At 68.6% G+C, this 14,426-nt stretch carries 13 protein-coding genes and 3 tRNA genes; 2 read left to right on the top strand and 14 right to left on the bottom strand.

Features of this window, described 5'->3' with window-relative positions; all coding sequences use genetic code 11:
* The 4 genes from AC3EGR_RS25035 to AC3EGR_RS25020 form a co-directional block, all read right to left on the bottom strand.
* A partial coding sequence (locus AC3EGR_RS25035; protein WP_488549247.1) for a GTP-binding protein occupies positions 1-445 on the bottom strand: 445 nt, incomplete at its 3' end.
* 39 nt (positions 446-484) lie between these two features.
* A tRNA-Thr gene (locus tag AC3EGR_RS25030) sits at positions 485-559 on the bottom strand.
* A 32-nt stretch (positions 560-591) separates the two neighbouring features.
* Positions 592-665, bottom strand: a tRNA-Gly gene (locus tag AC3EGR_RS25025).
* Between the two features lie 80 nt (positions 666-745).
* Positions 746-831: transfer RNA gene (locus AC3EGR_RS25020), tRNA-Tyr, on the bottom strand.
* A gap of 163 nt (positions 832-994) precedes the next feature.
* Here AC3EGR_RS25020 and AC3EGR_RS25015 point away from each other — a divergent pair.
* A complete protein-coding gene (locus tag AC3EGR_RS25015; protein ID WP_488549246.1) occupies positions 995-2,125 on the top strand; it encodes a patatin-like phospholipase family protein in 1,131 nt (376 codons plus the stop codon).
* Here the strand turns inward: AC3EGR_RS25015 and AC3EGR_RS25010 are convergent.
* The 10 genes from AC3EGR_RS25010 to AC3EGR_RS24965 all read right to left on the bottom strand — a co-directional run bounded on the left by AC3EGR_RS25010 (position 2,122) and on the right by AC3EGR_RS24965 (position 13,645).
* Positions 2,122-2,865 (bottom strand): uracil-DNA glycosylase, encoded by a 744-nt coding sequence (locus AC3EGR_RS25010; RefSeq protein ID WP_488549245.1) that lies wholly within the window; start codon positions 2,863-2,865, stop codon positions 2,122-2,124. The genes AC3EGR_RS25015 and AC3EGR_RS25010 overlap by 4 nt on opposite strands.
* Before the next feature lies 1 nt (position 2,866).
* Positions 2,867-3,658, bottom strand: a complete 792-nt coding sequence (gene trpC, locus AC3EGR_RS25005) for an indole-3-glycerol phosphate synthase TrpC (RefSeq protein ID WP_488549244.1) — start codon at positions 3,656-3,658, stop codon at positions 2,867-2,869.
* Position 3,659: 1 nt separating this feature from the next.
* Positions 3,660-4,688, bottom strand: coding sequence for an anthranilate phosphoribosyltransferase (gene trpD, locus AC3EGR_RS25000; protein ID WP_488549243.1), 1,029 nt, complete (start codon positions 4,686-4,688; stop codon positions 3,660-3,662).
* Between the two features lie 10 nt (positions 4,689-4,698).
* Entirely contained in the window at positions 4,699-5,373 is a 675-nt protein-coding gene (locus AC3EGR_RS24995; protein ID WP_488549242.1) for a LysE family translocator, read from the bottom strand.
* Between the two features lie 2 nt (positions 5,374-5,375).
* Positions 5,376-6,416: a low-specificity L-threonine aldolase gene (gene ltaE, locus AC3EGR_RS24990; RefSeq protein ID WP_488549241.1), complete on the bottom strand. Its 1,041-nt coding sequence runs from the start codon at positions 6,414-6,416 to the stop codon at positions 5,376-5,378.
* Complete coding sequence (locus tag AC3EGR_RS24985; RefSeq protein WP_488549240.1) at positions 6,413-6,985, bottom strand: anthranilate synthase component II; 573 nt, start codon at positions 6,983-6,985, stop codon at positions 6,413-6,415. Before AC3EGR_RS24985 ends, ltaE begins: the two co-directional genes overlap by 4 nt.
* A gap of 64 nt (positions 6,986-7,049) precedes the next feature.
* Entirely contained in the window at positions 7,050-8,570 is a 1,521-nt protein-coding gene (gene trpE, locus AC3EGR_RS24980) for an anthranilate synthase component I (RefSeq protein ID WP_488549239.1), read from the bottom strand.
* Between the two features lie 245 nt (positions 8,571-8,815).
* Positions 8,816-9,820, bottom strand: a complete 1,005-nt coding sequence (gene glsA / locus AC3EGR_RS24975) for a glutaminase A (RefSeq protein ID WP_488549238.1) — start codon at positions 9,818-9,820, stop codon at positions 8,816-8,818.
* 17 nt (positions 9,821-9,837) lie between these two features.
* Complete coding sequence (pepN, locus tag AC3EGR_RS24970) at positions 9,838-12,477, bottom strand: aminopeptidase N (RefSeq protein ID WP_488549237.1); 2,640 nt, start codon at positions 12,475-12,477, stop codon at positions 9,838-9,840.
* A 4-nt stretch (positions 12,478-12,481) separates the two neighbouring features.
* Positions 12,482-13,645, bottom strand: a complete 1,164-nt coding sequence (locus tag AC3EGR_RS24965; protein ID WP_488549236.1) for a zinc-binding metallopeptidase family protein — start codon at positions 13,643-13,645, stop codon at positions 12,482-12,484.
* A 196-nt stretch (positions 13,646-13,841) separates the two neighbouring features.
* On the opposite strand from AC3EGR_RS24965, the gene AC3EGR_RS24960 reads away from it, so the two are divergent.
* Positions 13,842-14,426, top strand: coding sequence for a chalcone isomerase family protein (locus tag AC3EGR_RS24960; RefSeq protein WP_488549235.1), 585 nt, complete (start codon positions 13,842-13,844; stop codon positions 14,424-14,426).

Here is a 14,426-nt window from a genome sequence, read left to right as displayed (position 1 = left end):
GTTCGAGCAGTTCCGCGTCGTCCACCATGTCGCACTTGTTCATGAACACGATGATGTAGGGCACGCCCACCTGGCGCGCCAGCAGGATGTGCTCGCGCGTCTGGGGCATCGGGCCGTCGGCCGCCGACACCACCAGGATGGCGCCGTCCATCTGGGCGGCGCCGGTGATCATGTTCTTGACGTAGTCGGCGTGGCCGGGGCAGTCCACGTGCGCGTAGTGGCGCGCCTTGGTCTCGTACTCCACGTGCGCGGTGTTGATCGTGATGCCGCGGGCCTTCTCTTCGGGGGCCGCGTCGATCTGGTCGTACGCCTTGGCTTCACCGCCGAACTTGGCCGACAACACGGTGGTGATCGCCGCCGTCAGGGTCGTCTTGCCATGGTCCACGTGGCCGATGGTGCCCACGTTGACGTGCGGCTTGGTCCGCTCGAACTTACCTTTTGCCATTTTTTCGACTCCGAAAAAAAACGATCACTAACCAACTGTTGGTGCCCTTGGCGGGAATCGGACCCGCGACCTCTCCCTTACCAAGGGAGTGCTCTACCACTGAGCCACAAGGGCGAAATTCTTTGCCGGTACCGCTGATGCGCCTCTGGAGCGGGAGACGGGAATCGAACCCGTGTCATTAGCTTGGAAGGCTAAGGTTCTACCATTGAACTACTCCCGCGTCGGGTGTCATTCAAGGCCGACCCAGGCGCCGTAACGGCTACCAGCTCACTCAAGACTCATCAATTCAACACACATCGCTGGTGGAGGAGGTTGGATTCGAACCAACGTAGGCGTAAGCCAACAGATTTACAGTCTGCCCCCTTTAGCCACTCGGGCACCCCTCCGCGAGGAACCGCAGACTATAGCACGGTTCACACACCCGATTCGGGCCGCCGCCCTGTGCTCCCCCCTCTGGCGACGGCTCTCGCGGACCCATTGCAAGCTGGTTGACAGCACGGCGGTGCGCTCTGTCACGCCTGCACGCACGGATGTTGCTACCGTCTCGTCATGAAGCTGGTCAATCTGGCCCTGCAGGGGGGCGGCTCCCACGGGGCATTCACGTGGGGCGTGCTGGACGCGCTCCTGGAAGACGGTCGCATCGATGTCGAGGGGCTCAGCGGCACCAGCGCAGGCGCGGTCAACGCGGTCGCGCTGGCGAGCGGCTGGGCCACCGGGCTGGCCAAGGGGCGCGATCCGCGCGAGGCGGCACGCGAGAAGCTGGCCGGCATCTGGTACCGCGTCAGCGCGCTGGGCAGCCTGGGCACGCTGCAGCAGCAGTTCACGCGCATGCTGTGGGGCGGGCTGCCGCCGGAGCTCTCGCCCGGCAACCTCATCGGCAACGCCTGGCGCGGGCTGCTCTCGCCCTACAACAGCAACCCGCTGGACATCAACCCGCTGCGCACGATGCTGGAAGAGGAGATCGACTTCCGCGCGGTCGCCGCGCTGAAGGACCTGAAGGTCTTCGTCTCCGCCACGCACGTCAACACCGGCAAGGCGGTGGTGTTCACGGGACACAAATTGGACGCGCGGGCGGTGCTGGCGTCGGCCTGCCTGCCCATGCTGTTCCAGGCCGTGGAGATCGACGGCGAGGCCTACTGGGACGGCGGCTACTCGGTGAATCCGGCGCTGTCGCCCCTGATCCAGGAATGCGGGGCGGCCGACCTGGTGCTGGTGCAGATCAACCCCTTGCAGCGCGAGCAGACGCCGCGCACGTCGCCGGAGATTCTCGACCGCATCAACGAGCTGACCTTCAATGCCAGCCTGCTGACCCAGATGCGCGCCATCGACTTCGTCAACCAGCTGCTGGCCGACGGGGCCGTCTCGCATTCCAGGTGCAAGACCGTGCGCGTCCACCGCGTCGACGGCGGCCCGGCGCTGGACGCGTTCCCGACTTCCAGCCGCGCTTCGGCCGACGGGGCGATGATCAACAAGCTCTTCGATGCGGGCCGGCAAGCCGGCAAGGAGTGGCTGGAACAGCACTACGAGGCGCTGGGCCACCGCAGCACCGTCGACATCCGGCGCGACTACCTCGACGACACGCGCATGGCCCTGCCCTACCCGGCGCGGACGGCGCCACGTTCCGTGGGCCGCGGCTTCCGCCCCTGGCTGGCGCGGCTGCTGGGCCAGTCGCGCGGCTAGAACACGCCTTGCACGCCGCGCGCCGCGAGCCAGTCGCGTGCCTCGCGAAAGCAGCCGCTGCCCAGGAAAGGCACGGGCGGGCGGCTGGCGGACAAGGGCGAGGGGTGGTTGGCGGCCAGCAGCAGCGCCTCGCGCCCGTATTGCGCGGCGTGCGCGCGGATCAGGTCCGACTTGGCCTGGGCGTGCGCGCCCCACAGCAGGTACACGCAAGGCGAGGCGGTCGCGGCGACCAGGGCCAGCAGGCGATCCGTCAACGCCTCCCAGCCCTTCTTCGCGTGGCTGGCGGGCTGCGCGTCTTCCACGGTCAGCACCGTGTTGAGCAGCAGCACGCCGGAACGCGCCCATCCAGCCAGCGAACCGGACGCGGGCGCGGTGCCCAGTTCCTTGAAGATGTTGCGCAGCGAGGGCGGGTGCTTCACGCCATCGGCGACCGAAAAGGCCAGGCCTTCCGCCTGGCCGGGGCCGTGGTACGGGTCCTGGCCCAGCACCACCGCGTGCACCGACTGCAGGGGGGTGAGCTCCAGGGCGCGCAAGGGATGCGGCGGATAGATGACCGCGCCGGCCGCCAGGCGTTCGCGCAGGAAGGCCGCGAGCCTGCGTCCTTCGGCGCTGCCCAGGAAATCGTCGACCGCGGGCCGCCAGCCCTCGGCCAGCGGCCACAGCTCCGGCGTCCAGGCGAGCAGGCGCGCCGGCTTCGCACCGGGCTCGAGTTCGGCCCAGGGCAGTTCGGCCTGCCCCATCTCAGGCCCCGAACAGCTCCGCGAGGGCTTCGCCCGGATCCCCGGCGCGCATGAAGGCCTCGCCCACGAGGAAGGCGTGCACGCCGGCGGAGCGCATCTTGTGCACGTCCCCGCGCTGCAGGATGCCCGACTCGGTGACCAGCAGCCGGTCGGGCGGCACGTCCTTCATCATGCCCAGCGTGGTGTCCAGGCTCACGTCGAAGGTGCGCAGGTCGCGGTTGTTGATGCCCACCAGCCGGGTCTTGAGCCGCAGGGCGCGCTGCAGTTCCTCGGCATCGTGCACTTCCACCAGGACGGCCATGTCGAGGCTGCGCGCGATCGCCTCGAGTTCCGCCATGCGCGCGTCGTCCAGGACGGCCGCAATCAGCAGGATGCAGTCGGCGCCCATCACGCGCGATTCGTACACCTGGTAGGGATCGACCAGGAAGTCCTTGCGCAGCACCGGCAGGTCGCAGGAAGCCCGCGCCTGCTTCAGGTAGTCGGGTTCGCCCTGGAAGAACTGCCGGTCCGTCAGCACCGACAGGCACGCGGCGCCGTGCTCGGCATAGCTCTGGGCGATGTCGGCCGGGATGAAGTCCTCGCGCAGCACGCCCTTGCTGGGGCTGGCCTTCTTCACCTCCGCGATCACGGCGGCCTGGCCGGCCGCGACCTTGGCGCGCAGCGCGCCTTCGAAGTCGCGGGTGAGCACGCGGCCGAACGCGTCCTCGCGCACCACCTCCAGCGGCCTTTTCTTCTTCGCCGCGGCTACCTCTTCGCGCTTGACCGCGACGATCTTGTCCAGGATGTCGCTCATCTCAGCTCCCGAGGGCTTTGGACACGCGCACCATCTCTTCCAGCTTCGCCTTCGCGGCCCCGCTCTCCAGCGCCGTGCGCGCCTTCGCGATGCCGTCCTGGATGCTGCCCGCCACGTTGGCGGCGTACAGCGCCGCGCCGGCATTGAGGATCACGATGTCGCGCGCGGCGCCGCGCTCGTTGTCCAGCACCTGGCGCATCACGGCCAGCGACTCCTGCGGCGTTCCGACCTTGAACGCGCGGTTGCTCGCCATCGGCAGGCCGAAGTCCTCCGGGTGGATCTCGTACTCGCTGATCTCGCCGTTCTTCAGCTCGCCCACTAGGGTGGCCGCGCCCAGGCTCACCTCGTCCATGCCGTCGCGGCCGTAGACGACCAGTGCGTGATCCGCGCCCAGGCGCTGCAGGGCCCGCACCTGGATGCCCACCAGGTCGGGGTGGAACACGCCCATCAGGATGTTCGGTGCACTGGCCGGATTGGTCAGCGGCCCCAGGATGTTGAAGATGGTGCGCACGCCCATCTCCTTGCGCACCGGCGCGACGTTCTTCATCGCCGGATGGTGGTTGGGCGCGAACATGAAGCCGATGCCCGTCTGCTGGATGCAGCGCGCGATCGCTTCGGGCGACAGGTTGATGTTCAGGCCCAGGGCCTCCAGCACGTCCGCGCTGCCGCTCTTGCTGGAGACACTGCGGCCGCCATGCTTGCTGACTTTCGCCCCCGCGGCGGCGGCCACGAACATCGAACACGTGGAGATGTTGAAGGTGTGCGAGCCGTCGCCGCCCGTGCCGACGATGTCCACCAGGTTGGTCTTGTCGGCCACGTTCACCTTGGTGGAGAACTCGCGCATCACCTGCGCCGCGGCGGTGATCTCGCCGATCGTCTCCTTCTTCACGCGCAGCCCGGTGACGATCGCCGCGGTCATCACCGGCGACAGCTCGCCGCTCATGATCAGCCGCATGATGCGCAGCATCTCGTCGTGGAAGATCTCGCGGTGCTCGATGGTGCGCTGCAGCGCTTCCTGGGGAGTGATCATGGCTTGCTCCTTAACGGGAGGGATTGTCGGTGACTGCGAGGCGCAGCCCGAACAGGACGAACATGGCGCCGGCGGCGCGATCGAGCCAGTGCATGCCGCGCTGCACCGCGGCGTGCCCTGCCATCCACGCCGCCGCGAGCGCCCAGCCGGCATTGATGGCGACGCTGTCGACGTTGAACACGGTCCCCAGCACCAGGAAGGCCAGCGCCTTGTGCTCGGTGTCCGGCGCGATGAACTGCGGCACGAAGGCGAGGAAGAAGATCGCGACCTTCGGGTTCAATGCGTTGGTCAGGAAGCCGCCGCGGAACACGGCCCAGAGGCTCCGCCCGGGTTCCTGCCCGGCGCCGGCATTGCCGGATGCGGACGGTGAGCGCAGCACACGCCACCGCTGCGGCGCCGAACGGCCGAACAACAAGCGCACCCCCACCCACACCAGGTACGCCGCGCCCGCCCACTTCAACACCGTGAACGCCGTGGCGGAAGCCGCCAGCAACGCACTCACCCCGATGGCTGCCGCGAAGATGTGCACGAAGCAGCCCGCATTGATGCCCAGCGTCGCCGCCAGCCCCGCCTTCACGCCCGAACGCAGCGCGTGGCTGACGATGTACAGCACGTCCGGCCCCGGCGTGAGATTCAGCAGGATGCCGGCGGCCATGAACAGCAGCAGATGGTGCAGGTCCGGCATCTTCAGCCCCGGAAGTAGCCGCGGATCGCCGCAACGGCCCGATCGACGCCGGCCGCGTCCACGTCCAGGTGCGTGGCGAAACGCAGGCGGTACAAGCCCGTCGCCAGCACGCCTTGCTCCTTCAGTGCGCCCAGCAAGCCCGCCGATTTCTCGCGCGCGGGCCCGGCCAGGTCCACGAACAGCATGTTGGTCTGCGGCGCCTCCACCTGCACGCCCTCGAGCCCCGCCAGGCCTTCGGCCAGCCGCCTGGCCAGCGCATGGTCCTGCGCCAGCCGGTCCACATGGTGGTCCAGCGCGTGGCTCGCTGCGGCGGCCAGCATTCCCGACTGCCGCATCGCGCCACCGGCCATCTTGCGGATGCGGCGCGCCCGCGCGATCAGTTCCTTCGAGCCGCACAGCGCGGAGCCCACCGGCGCGCCCAGGCCCTTGCTGAAGCACACGGACACGCTGTCGAACAGGCCGGCGATGCGCCTGGCCTCCTTGCGGGCGTCGCCGCCTTGCGCCTGCGCGACGGCCGCATTGAACAGGCGCGCGCCATCGAGGTGTGTGGCCAGGCCCTTGCGCCTGGCCAGGTCGGTCGCCTGCTGCAGGTAGGCGAGCGGCAGGACCTTGCCGCCGAGGGTGTTCTCCAGCGCCAGCAAGCGGGTGCGCGCGAAGTGCGGGTCGTCCGGCTTGATGGCGGCCTCGATGTCGGCGAGCGCCAGCGAGCCGTCCGGCTGGTGCTCCAGCGGCTGCGGCTGCACGCTGCCGAACACCGCGGCGCCACCGCCCTCCCAGCGATAGCAATGCTGCATCTGGCCGACGATGTACTCGTCGCCGCGCTGGCAGTGCGAGAGCACGCCGCACAGGTTGCTCTGGGTGCCGGTCGGCACGAACAGCGCCGCCTCGAATCCGAGCATGCCGGCGATCTTTTCCTGCAGCGCGTTGACGCTGGGATCGTCGCCGAACACGTCGTCCCCCAGCGGCGCCGCCAGCATCGCCTGCCGCATCGCCGCGGTCGGCTGGGTGACGGTATCGCTGCGGAGGTCGACGATGGTGCTCACTTGGCCTGCTCCAGGAAGTTCTTCAGCATCGCATGCCCATGCTCGGTGAGGATGGACTCCGGGTGGAACTGCACGCCTTCGACGGGCAGCGACTGGTGCCGCACGCCCATGATCTCGCCGTCGGGCGTCCAGGCGGTGACCTTCAGCTCCTTCGGGCAGCTTTCGCGCTCGATCGCGAGCGAGTGGTAGCGGTTCACGGTGAAAGTCCCGGGCAGCCCGGCGAAGACGCCTTCGCGCGTGGTCGTGATCTCGCTGGTCTTGCCGTGCATCAGCTGCTGCGCCCGGATGATCCTGCCGCCGAACGCCGCGCCGATGGACTGGTGTCCGAGGCACACCCCCAGGACGGGCAGCTTGCCGGCGAAATGGCGGATGGCTTCCACCGAAATGCCGGCCTCCGCCGGCGAGCAGGGGCCCGGAGAGATCACCAGGCGATCCGGACGGCGCTGCGCGATCCCGGCGAGATCGATCTCGTCGTTGCGGAACACCTCCACTTCAGCGCCCAGCTCGCCGAAGTACTGCACCAGGTTGAAGGTGAAGCTGTCGTAGTTGTCGACCATGAGGAGTTTCATGCCTGCGCCTCCCGTCCGAACCTTTGCGAAACCTTTGCGCCTTCCGCATCCCGATGTCGGATTTTCATTCCAGGCCCTCCTCGACCAGCTCGCTCGCCCGCATCAGCGCCCGCGCCTTGGCTTCGGTCTCCTTCCACTCCAGCTCCGGCACCGAATCGGCCACCACGCCGGCCGCGGCCTGGACGTAGAGGGTCTGGTCCTTGATGATGCCGGTGCGGATGGCGATGGCCACGTCCATGTCGCCGGCGTAGCTGAGGTAGCCGCAGGCGCCGCCGTAGATGCCGCGCTTGGTGGGTTCCAGCTGGTCGATCAGCTCCATCGCGTGCACCTTGGGTGCGCCCGAGAGCGTGCCGGCGGGGAAGGTCGCCTTCAGCACGTCCATGCTGGTCATCCCCTCCTTCAGCAGGCCTTCCACGTTGCTCACGATGTGCATCACGTGGCTGTAGCGCTCCACCGCAAAGGCTTCGGTCACCTTCACCGAGCCGATGCGGGCGATGCGGCCGATGTCGTTGCGCGCCAGGTCGATCAGCATCACGTGCTCCGCGCGCTCCTTGGCGTCGGCCAGCAGCTCCTGCTCCACCGCCTTGTCCACTTCCGGCGTGGCGCCGCGCGGACGCGTGCCCGCGAGCGGTCGGATGGTGATCTTCTGGCCGTCGGGCGTCTGCTCCTGGCGCACCAGGATCTCCGGCGAGGCGCCCACGACGTGGAAGTCGCCGCCGTCCGCCGTCGCCCCGGTGAAGTTGTAGAAGTACATATAGGGGCTGGGATTGAGCGAACGCAGCGCCCGGTACAGCGACAGCGGCGACTCCGTGTAGCGTTTCTTGATCCGCTGGCCCACCTGCACCTGCATGAAGTCGCCCGCGGCGATCAGCTCCTTGGCCCGGTCCACGGCCCGCAGGTAATCGGCCTTGGCGAACTCGCGCTCCGCCGGGAAGGTCTCGGTCTGGCGCACCGTGGGCGCGCTCACCGAGTACTTCAGCTGGTCCTTCAGCTCGCGCAGGCGCTTCTTGCCGTTCGAATACGCCTCCGCCTTGCCCGGATCGACGTAGACGATCAGGTACAGCTTGCCCGAGAGGTTGTCGATGACCGCCAGTTCCTCGCACTGCAGCAGCAGGATGTCCGGCGTGCCCAGGGTGTCGGGCGGGCAGGTCTGCTCCAGCTTCTTCTCGATGTAGCGCACCGTGTCGTAGCCGAAGTAGCCGGCCAGGCCGCCGCAAAAGCGCGGCAGCCCCGGGCGCAAGGCCACCTTGAAGCGCTTCTGGTAAGCCTCGACGAAGTCCAGCGGATTGCCGCGCGCCGTCTCCACCACCTGGCCGTCGGTGACGACCTCGGTGCGCGCGTCCGCGCCGAAACCGCTGGCGCGCAGGAAGGTGCGCGCCGGCAGGCCGATGAAGCTGTAGCGCCCGAAGCGCTCGCCGCCGACCACCGACTCCAGCAGGAAGCTGAGCTTGCCGCCGCCCCTGGCGTGCGCCAGCTTCAGGTAGAGGGACAGGGGGGTTTCCAGGTCCGCGAACGCCTCGGCGATCAGCGGGATGCGGTTGTGCCCTTGCAGCGCAAGGCTCTTGAATTCCAGTTCGGTGATCAAGGGGTGAGCCTCCACAAGCTCGGCGGCAAGTCCGTTGCCGCGGGATCCGAAAGATGCCTCCGGGGGAGGCGCGGGGGCACGGGCTGCCCCGTGCTTTCAGGTTCGCACTTGGACAGGCTTACGCCAGGGCCAGGCTCCCCGGTCGCTGCAACCTGCAATCATCGTGCGGTGGATGAACATCGGGGCCCAGTGTAGCAAAGAGGCCGCGCGGCACAGCGCGGCCGCAAGGGGGCGTGCTTTTCCCGCTACGCGCGCGGCAGCGGCGCCGACACGAACAGGTTCAGCCCCAGGTGCTCCGACAGGAAGCGGGTCACCAGCTGCCCGCGCACGCTGTTGCCCGCCGCGTCCAGTCGCGGCGAATACGTGGCGACCGCACCCTTGCCGGGCGACACCGTGACGATGCCGCCGCTCACGCCGCTCTTGCCCGGAAGCCCCACGTCGTACAGCCAGCTGCCCGAGCGCTCGTACAGCCCCGCCGTCGCCATGACCGCCAGCACGCGCCGGCAGGTGTCGGGCGAGACCACCGCCTCGCCGGTCACCGGATGCACGCCCCCGCCGGCCAGGGTGGCGCCCATCAGCGCCAGGTCACGGGCCGTCACCAGCAGGGAGCACTGGCGGGTGTAGACGTCCACAGCCTCGTCCGGGTCGCAGTACAGCCGCCCGTAGCCGCGCAGCAGGTGGGCGATGCCGGCGTTGCGCAGGTTGGTGGCCGCCTCGGAGCGGTACACGCGCTCGTCCAGCACCAGCGCACGGCCGGCGAAGCGGGACAGCCCTGCGCGGACCGTCTCCCAGCGGTCCTGCGCGTTGCTGCCGGCGACGAGGCTGGTGGTCGCGATGGCGCCGGAATTCACCATGGGGTTGGTGGCGCGGTCGGCGTCCAGTTCCACGGCCATCACCGAGTTGAAGGGCAGCCCGGTCGCATCCACGCCCAGGCGTTCGGCGGCCTCGGCCGCACCCAGCTGCTCGCACACGAGCGCGAAGACGAAGGGCTTGGACACACTCTGGATCGAGAAAGGCACGTCGGCGTCGCCCAGGGCGAACGCGTCGCCGCGGGTGCTGGCAACGCAGACGCCGTACAGCGCGGGATCGGCTTCGGCCAGCGCCGGGATGTAATCGGCCACCGCGCCGGCGCGATCGTCGCGAAAGCGCGCGAACGCGATCTCGACCAGGGCGCGGACGTCGTCGCGCGAAGGCAGCGTGCCGGTGGAAACGAACGCCGGCGTGCCGCCGAAAGAGGTGCTGGTCGACATGGAGTCCTCCTGGCGCCTCAGGCAAGCGCCTTGCCGACCACTTCCGCGGTCTCCCGCGAAAGGCCCGGCCTGGCCGCGATCTGTTCCAGCGCGGAGCGCATCAGCGCCTGCCGCCCGGGCTCGAAGCGCCTGTAGCGCTCGAAATTGCGCACCAGGCGCGAGGCGATCTGCGGGTTCACCGCATCCAGCAGCAGGGCCTGCTCCGTCATCAGGCGGTAGCCCGAACCGTCGGCGGCATGGAAGTTCAGCTGGTTCACGCCGAAGCTGCCGAGCAGCGCATAGACCTTGTTCGGGTTCTGCAGCGTGAAGGCCGGGTGCTGCGTGAGCGCGCGCACGCGCTCCACCGTGCCGGGCAGGCGCGACAGCGCCTCGGTGGCCAGCCACTTGTCCACCACCAGCGGCTCGTCCTGCCACCGGGCGTAGAACGAGTCCAGCGCCGGCCGCCGCTCCGGACAGTCGCAGTTGGCCAGCGCCGACAGCGCGGCCATCGCGTCGGTCATGTTGCCGGCCCCGTCCAGTTGCTGCACGCAAAGGCGCCGCGTCGATTCCGCGCCCAGGTCCATGAGGAAGGCGAGCGAGAGATTGCGCAAGGAGCGCCGGCCGGCGGAGGCCGCGTCGGGACGGTACGGGCCCGGCGTCGCGTAGCGTTCGTAGGCGTAGAGGAAGGGATCGTGCAGCCGCTCGGCGAGGAAGGTGCGCATGGCCAGCCGCACGCGGTGCACGGCCAGCGGATCGATCTCCTGCAGTTGTTCGGCGATGACCACCTCCGGCGGCAGGGCGAGCGCTTCCGCGGCGAACGCCGGGTCGGCGTCCGCGTCCGCCAGCACGCGGCCGAAGGCCTGCGCCAGGTAGTCCGGAAAGCGCACCGGCCGCCCCGCGAGTTGGTCGGCCACGCCCGCCAGCAGCAGGTCCAGCGCGAGCCGCTGTCCCGCCTCCCACCGGTTGAAGGGGTCGCTGTCGTTGCCCAGGAGCAGCTGCAGCGCGTTCTCGTCGTAGGGGTAGTCGATGAGGACCGGGGCGGAGAAGTTGCGTCCGAGCGAAGGCACCGGCCGCGCCGGGATGTCGAGGAAGCGGAACACCTCGGTCTCGCGGCGCAGCGACAGCACGGCGCTGGTGCCGCGCCCGTTCTTCTCGCCTTCGATGCGCAGCCCGAACTCGCGGCCCTGCGGCCCGAGCAGGCCCACGGCCAGCGGCATGTGCATCGCCTGCTTGAACGGCTGCCCCGGCGTCGGCGGGCACGACTGCGTCACGGTGAGTTCGTAGGTGTGCGTCGCCTCGTCATAACGGTCGCGCACCGCCAGCCGCGGCGTGCCGGCCTGCTCGTACCAGAGGCGGAACTGGCCCAGGTCCTCGCCGCTCGCCCGCTCCATCGCCTCGACCAGGGCGTCGGTGGTCACGGCCTGCCCGTCGTGCAGGCGGAAGTACAGGTCGATGCCCTTGCGGAAGTTCTCGGGTCCCACCAGCGTGTGCATCATGCGCACGAGCTCGGCACCCTTCTGGTAGACCGTGGACGTGTAGAAGTTGCTCACCTGCTGGTAGGCCGCCGGGCGCACGGGGTGCGCCATCGGCCCCGCGTCCTCGGGGAACTGGCCGGTGCGCAGGTTGCGCACCGCCTGGATGCGCGCCACCGCCCGCGAGTAGCGGTCGCCCGCGTACTGCTGTTCGCGGAACACCGTCAGGCCTTCCTTGAGCGCGAGCTGGAACCAGTCGCGGCAGGTCACGCGGTTGCCGGTCCAGTTGTGGAAGTACTCGTGGGCGACCGTGCGGTCGATGAAGTTGAAGTCGGCGTCGGTGGAGATGTCGGGGCGGGCCAGCACCAGCTTGGTGTTGAAGATGTTCAGGCCCTTGTTCTCCATCGCGCCCGCGTTGAAGTCGCCCACCGCCACCACGTTGTACTCGTCCAGGTCGACTTCGAGGCCGTAGCGTTCCTCGTCCCATTTCATCGCCTGCTTCAGCGCGTCCAGCGCGAAGCGGCCCTGGTCCAGCTTGCCGGTCTCGACGAAGAACTGCAGCAGCACCTGGCGGCCCGAGCGCGTGCGGAAGCTGTCCTGCTCGCGTTCCAGCAGCGCCGCGACGACGGCGAACAGGTAGGAGGGCTTGGGGAAGGGATCGACCCAGGTGGCCCAATGGCGGCCGCCGCCTTCCTCGCCCTGCGACTGGAGGTTGCCGTTGGCAAGCAGCACGGGATAGCGCTCCTTGTCGGCGTGCAGGGTCACGGTGTAGCGCGCCATGACGTCGGGCCGGTCCGGGAACGGCGTGATGCGGCGAAAGCCCTGCGCCTCGCACAGGCTGAAGAAGCCGGTGCTGGAGGTGTAGATCCCCAACAGGTTGGTGTTGCGGCGCGGATGGATGCGCGACACCGTCGTGAGGCGGAACACGTCCGGCGCGCCACGCACGGTGAGGTCGCGCTCGCTCACCTGCCAGCGCGCCGCGTCCAGCGCCACGCCATCGAGCGCCACGGACTCCACGGTGACCTCGTCGAGGTCCAGCACCAGCGCCGAGCCCCCCGTGCCCTGCGGATTGCGGCGCACCGCGAGCGTGGCTTCCACGCGGGCTTCGTCCTCGGAGTGCAAGTCGATGTCCAGAGCGACGTCGGACACCAGGAAGGACGGCGGACGGTAGTCCTTCAGGTAGACGGTGGTGGCGGGGGTGTCCATGGCTTCAGGGCTCCGGCTGCGTGCGGGCGTCGAACACGACCATCTGCACGAACTGCAGCTTGGCCACCGCGGGTGCGGACATGACGAAGGGATAGAAATCCGGCTGGCCCATGCTGCGTGCGAGCTCGTTCAGCACCATGGTCATCTCCAGCCAGCCATTGAGCAGTTCGAGGAAGCGGGTTGCGTTCGGGTCGTCGGGCGCATACAGGGCGTCGCGCCCGAAAGGCACGATGTCGCCTTCGATGTCTTCGGCGTCGAGGCCGAAGCCCATCGCGGTGGTGATGCTGTCGACCACGTGCATGTAGTGGGCCCAGGTCTCTGCCCAGTCCTCCCACGGGTGCATGGTGGCGTAGGAGCTGATATAGGACTGCGCCCAGTCCGCGGGCGGCCCCTGCTCGTAGTTGCGCTTGAGCGCCGCGGCGTAGCTGGCGCGTTCGTCGCCGAACAGGGCGCGGAAGGGTTCCAGCCACTTGGTGTCCCAGATCAGCCGGTCCCAGTAGTAGTGGCCCACCTCGTGGCGGAAATGGCCGAGCAGCGTGCGATACGGCTCGCGCATGGAGTGGCGGATCTGCTCGCGCTTGGCATCGTCCGCTTCCTCGACGTTCAGCGTGATCAGCCCGCTGGCATGGCCCGTCATCACCTGCGGCCCGCCCTTGGGCGAACGCAGGAAGTCGAACATCAGGCCGTGCACGGGATCGTCGTGGATCTTGGAGCGCACGGGCAGCCCGAGCTGGAGCAACTGCGACACCAGGCGGCGCTTGGCGCCTTCGATCTTTTGCCAGTACCGGCCGTTGTCCGCGTCCTGCAGATCGGGAATCGTGCGATTCAGGCGGCAGGCGATGCAGTAGGCCCGGGGATTCTGCGCGTACATCATCCAGTTGCACCCCGCTGCCGAAGTGCGGTTCGCGCAGAACTTCAGGACGTCGCCGCGCCCCTGGGCCACCCACGTGCCGGGGCCGGGGCCGGGACCGGGGGACAGGGCAGCCACGCGGCCCTCGTCGGGCAGGTAGCCGAGCTTGGCATCGCAATTCAGACACAAGGTGTTGTCGAAAAACACGTGGTTGCCGCAGCGGCATTTGTAGGAGCGCGACATCCTCCTGGCGCGTGCCTGGGCGTCCGCGCGCCGCGCGTCGAGGTTGCTTCCGATCTCCTGAAGCAGGTCTTGCATGGGGGGCCTCCAGAGGAAGTGGAGCCCGTTATAGGGGTGAACCCGGGGCGTGGCGCTTGGACCAAAGGGCAAGGGGCGCCGGCTTTTTGTCCAGTGCATGGGCAAGCCCATCCAAGTCACTTAGGCGACTGCCATGCAGGCCCGACCTGGCCTCAAAATCCGCCCTTTCGTAACAAGACGTATTTGGAGGAGACAAATGCGCCACCAGATCCTGCGCCTCCTGTTCGCTGCCTGCCTTTGCCTGCCCGCATGGGCGGCGGCGCAAGTGACGATCTCGGGCGTGAAGTACGACGAAGCCGCGGACGTGCGCGGTACCAGGCTGCAGCTCAATGGCGCGGGCACCCGCTACAAGGGCCCCTTCAAGGTCTACACGGCCGGCCTGTACCTGCCGAAGAAGGCGGGCACCACCGAGGAGGCGCTGGGGCAGCCGGGCGCCAAGCGCATGACCGTCGTCATGTTGCGCGACATCGATGCCTCCGAACTGGGCAAGCTGTTCGTGCGGGCCGTGGAAGACAACATGGACAGGGCCGCGATGGCCAAGCTGATCCCGGGCCTGATGCGCATGAGCCAGATCTTCTCGGAGCACAAGAACCTGAAGTCCGGCGAGCAATTCACGCTGGACTGGATCCCCGGTACCGGCACGGTCGTGGCCGTGCGCGGCGTGCAGCAGGGCGAACCTTTCAGGGAGCCCGAGTTCTTCAATGCGCTGATGCGCATCTGGCTGGGGCCCGTGCCCGCCGACTGGAAGCTCAAGGACAGCCTCCTGGGCCGCCCGGCCTAG

This window comes from Ramlibacter sp. G4-7 (assembly GCF_057784995.1).
This window is presented reverse-complemented; position numbering and strand designations above follow the sequence as displayed.

Bases quoted from the DNA above. Each gene is read 5' to 3' on its own strand.
- AC3EGR_RS25015 (WP_488549246.1), top strand. From the start codon at position 995: ATGAAGCTGGTCAATCTGGCCCTGCAGGGGGGCGGCTCCCACGGGGCA.
- AC3EGR_RS25010 (WP_488549245.1), bottom strand. From the start codon at position 2,865: ATGGGGCAGGCCGAACTGCCCTGGGCCGAACTCGAGCCCGGTGCGAAG.
- trpC (WP_488549244.1), bottom strand. From the start codon at position 3,658: ATGAGCGACATCCTGGACAAGATCGTCGCGGTCAAGCGCGAAGAGGTA.
- trpD (WP_488549243.1), bottom strand. From the start codon at position 4,688: ATGATCACTCCCCAGGAAGCGCTGCAGCGCACCATCGAGCACCGCGAG.
- AC3EGR_RS24995 (WP_488549242.1), bottom strand. From the start codon at position 5,373: ATGCCGGACCTGCACCATCTGCTGCTGTTCATGGCCGCCGGCATCCTG.
- AC3EGR_RS24985 (WP_488549240.1), bottom strand. From the start codon at position 6,985: ATGAAACTCCTCATGGTCGACAACTACGACAGCTTCACCTTCAACCTG.
- glsA (WP_488549238.1), bottom strand. From the start codon at position 9,820: ATGTCGACCAGCACCTCTTTCGGCGGCACGCCGGCGTTCGTTTCCACC.
- pepN (WP_488549237.1), bottom strand. From the start codon at position 12,477: ATGGACACCCCCGCCACCACCGTCTACCTGAAGGACTACCGTCCGCCG.
- AC3EGR_RS24965 (WP_488549236.1), bottom strand. From the start codon at position 13,645: ATGCAAGACCTGCTTCAGGAGATCGGAAGCAACCTCGACGCGCGGCGC.
- AC3EGR_RS24960 (WP_488549235.1), top strand. From the start codon at position 13,842: ATGCGCCACCAGATCCTGCGCCTCCTGTTCGCTGCCTGCCTTTGCCTG.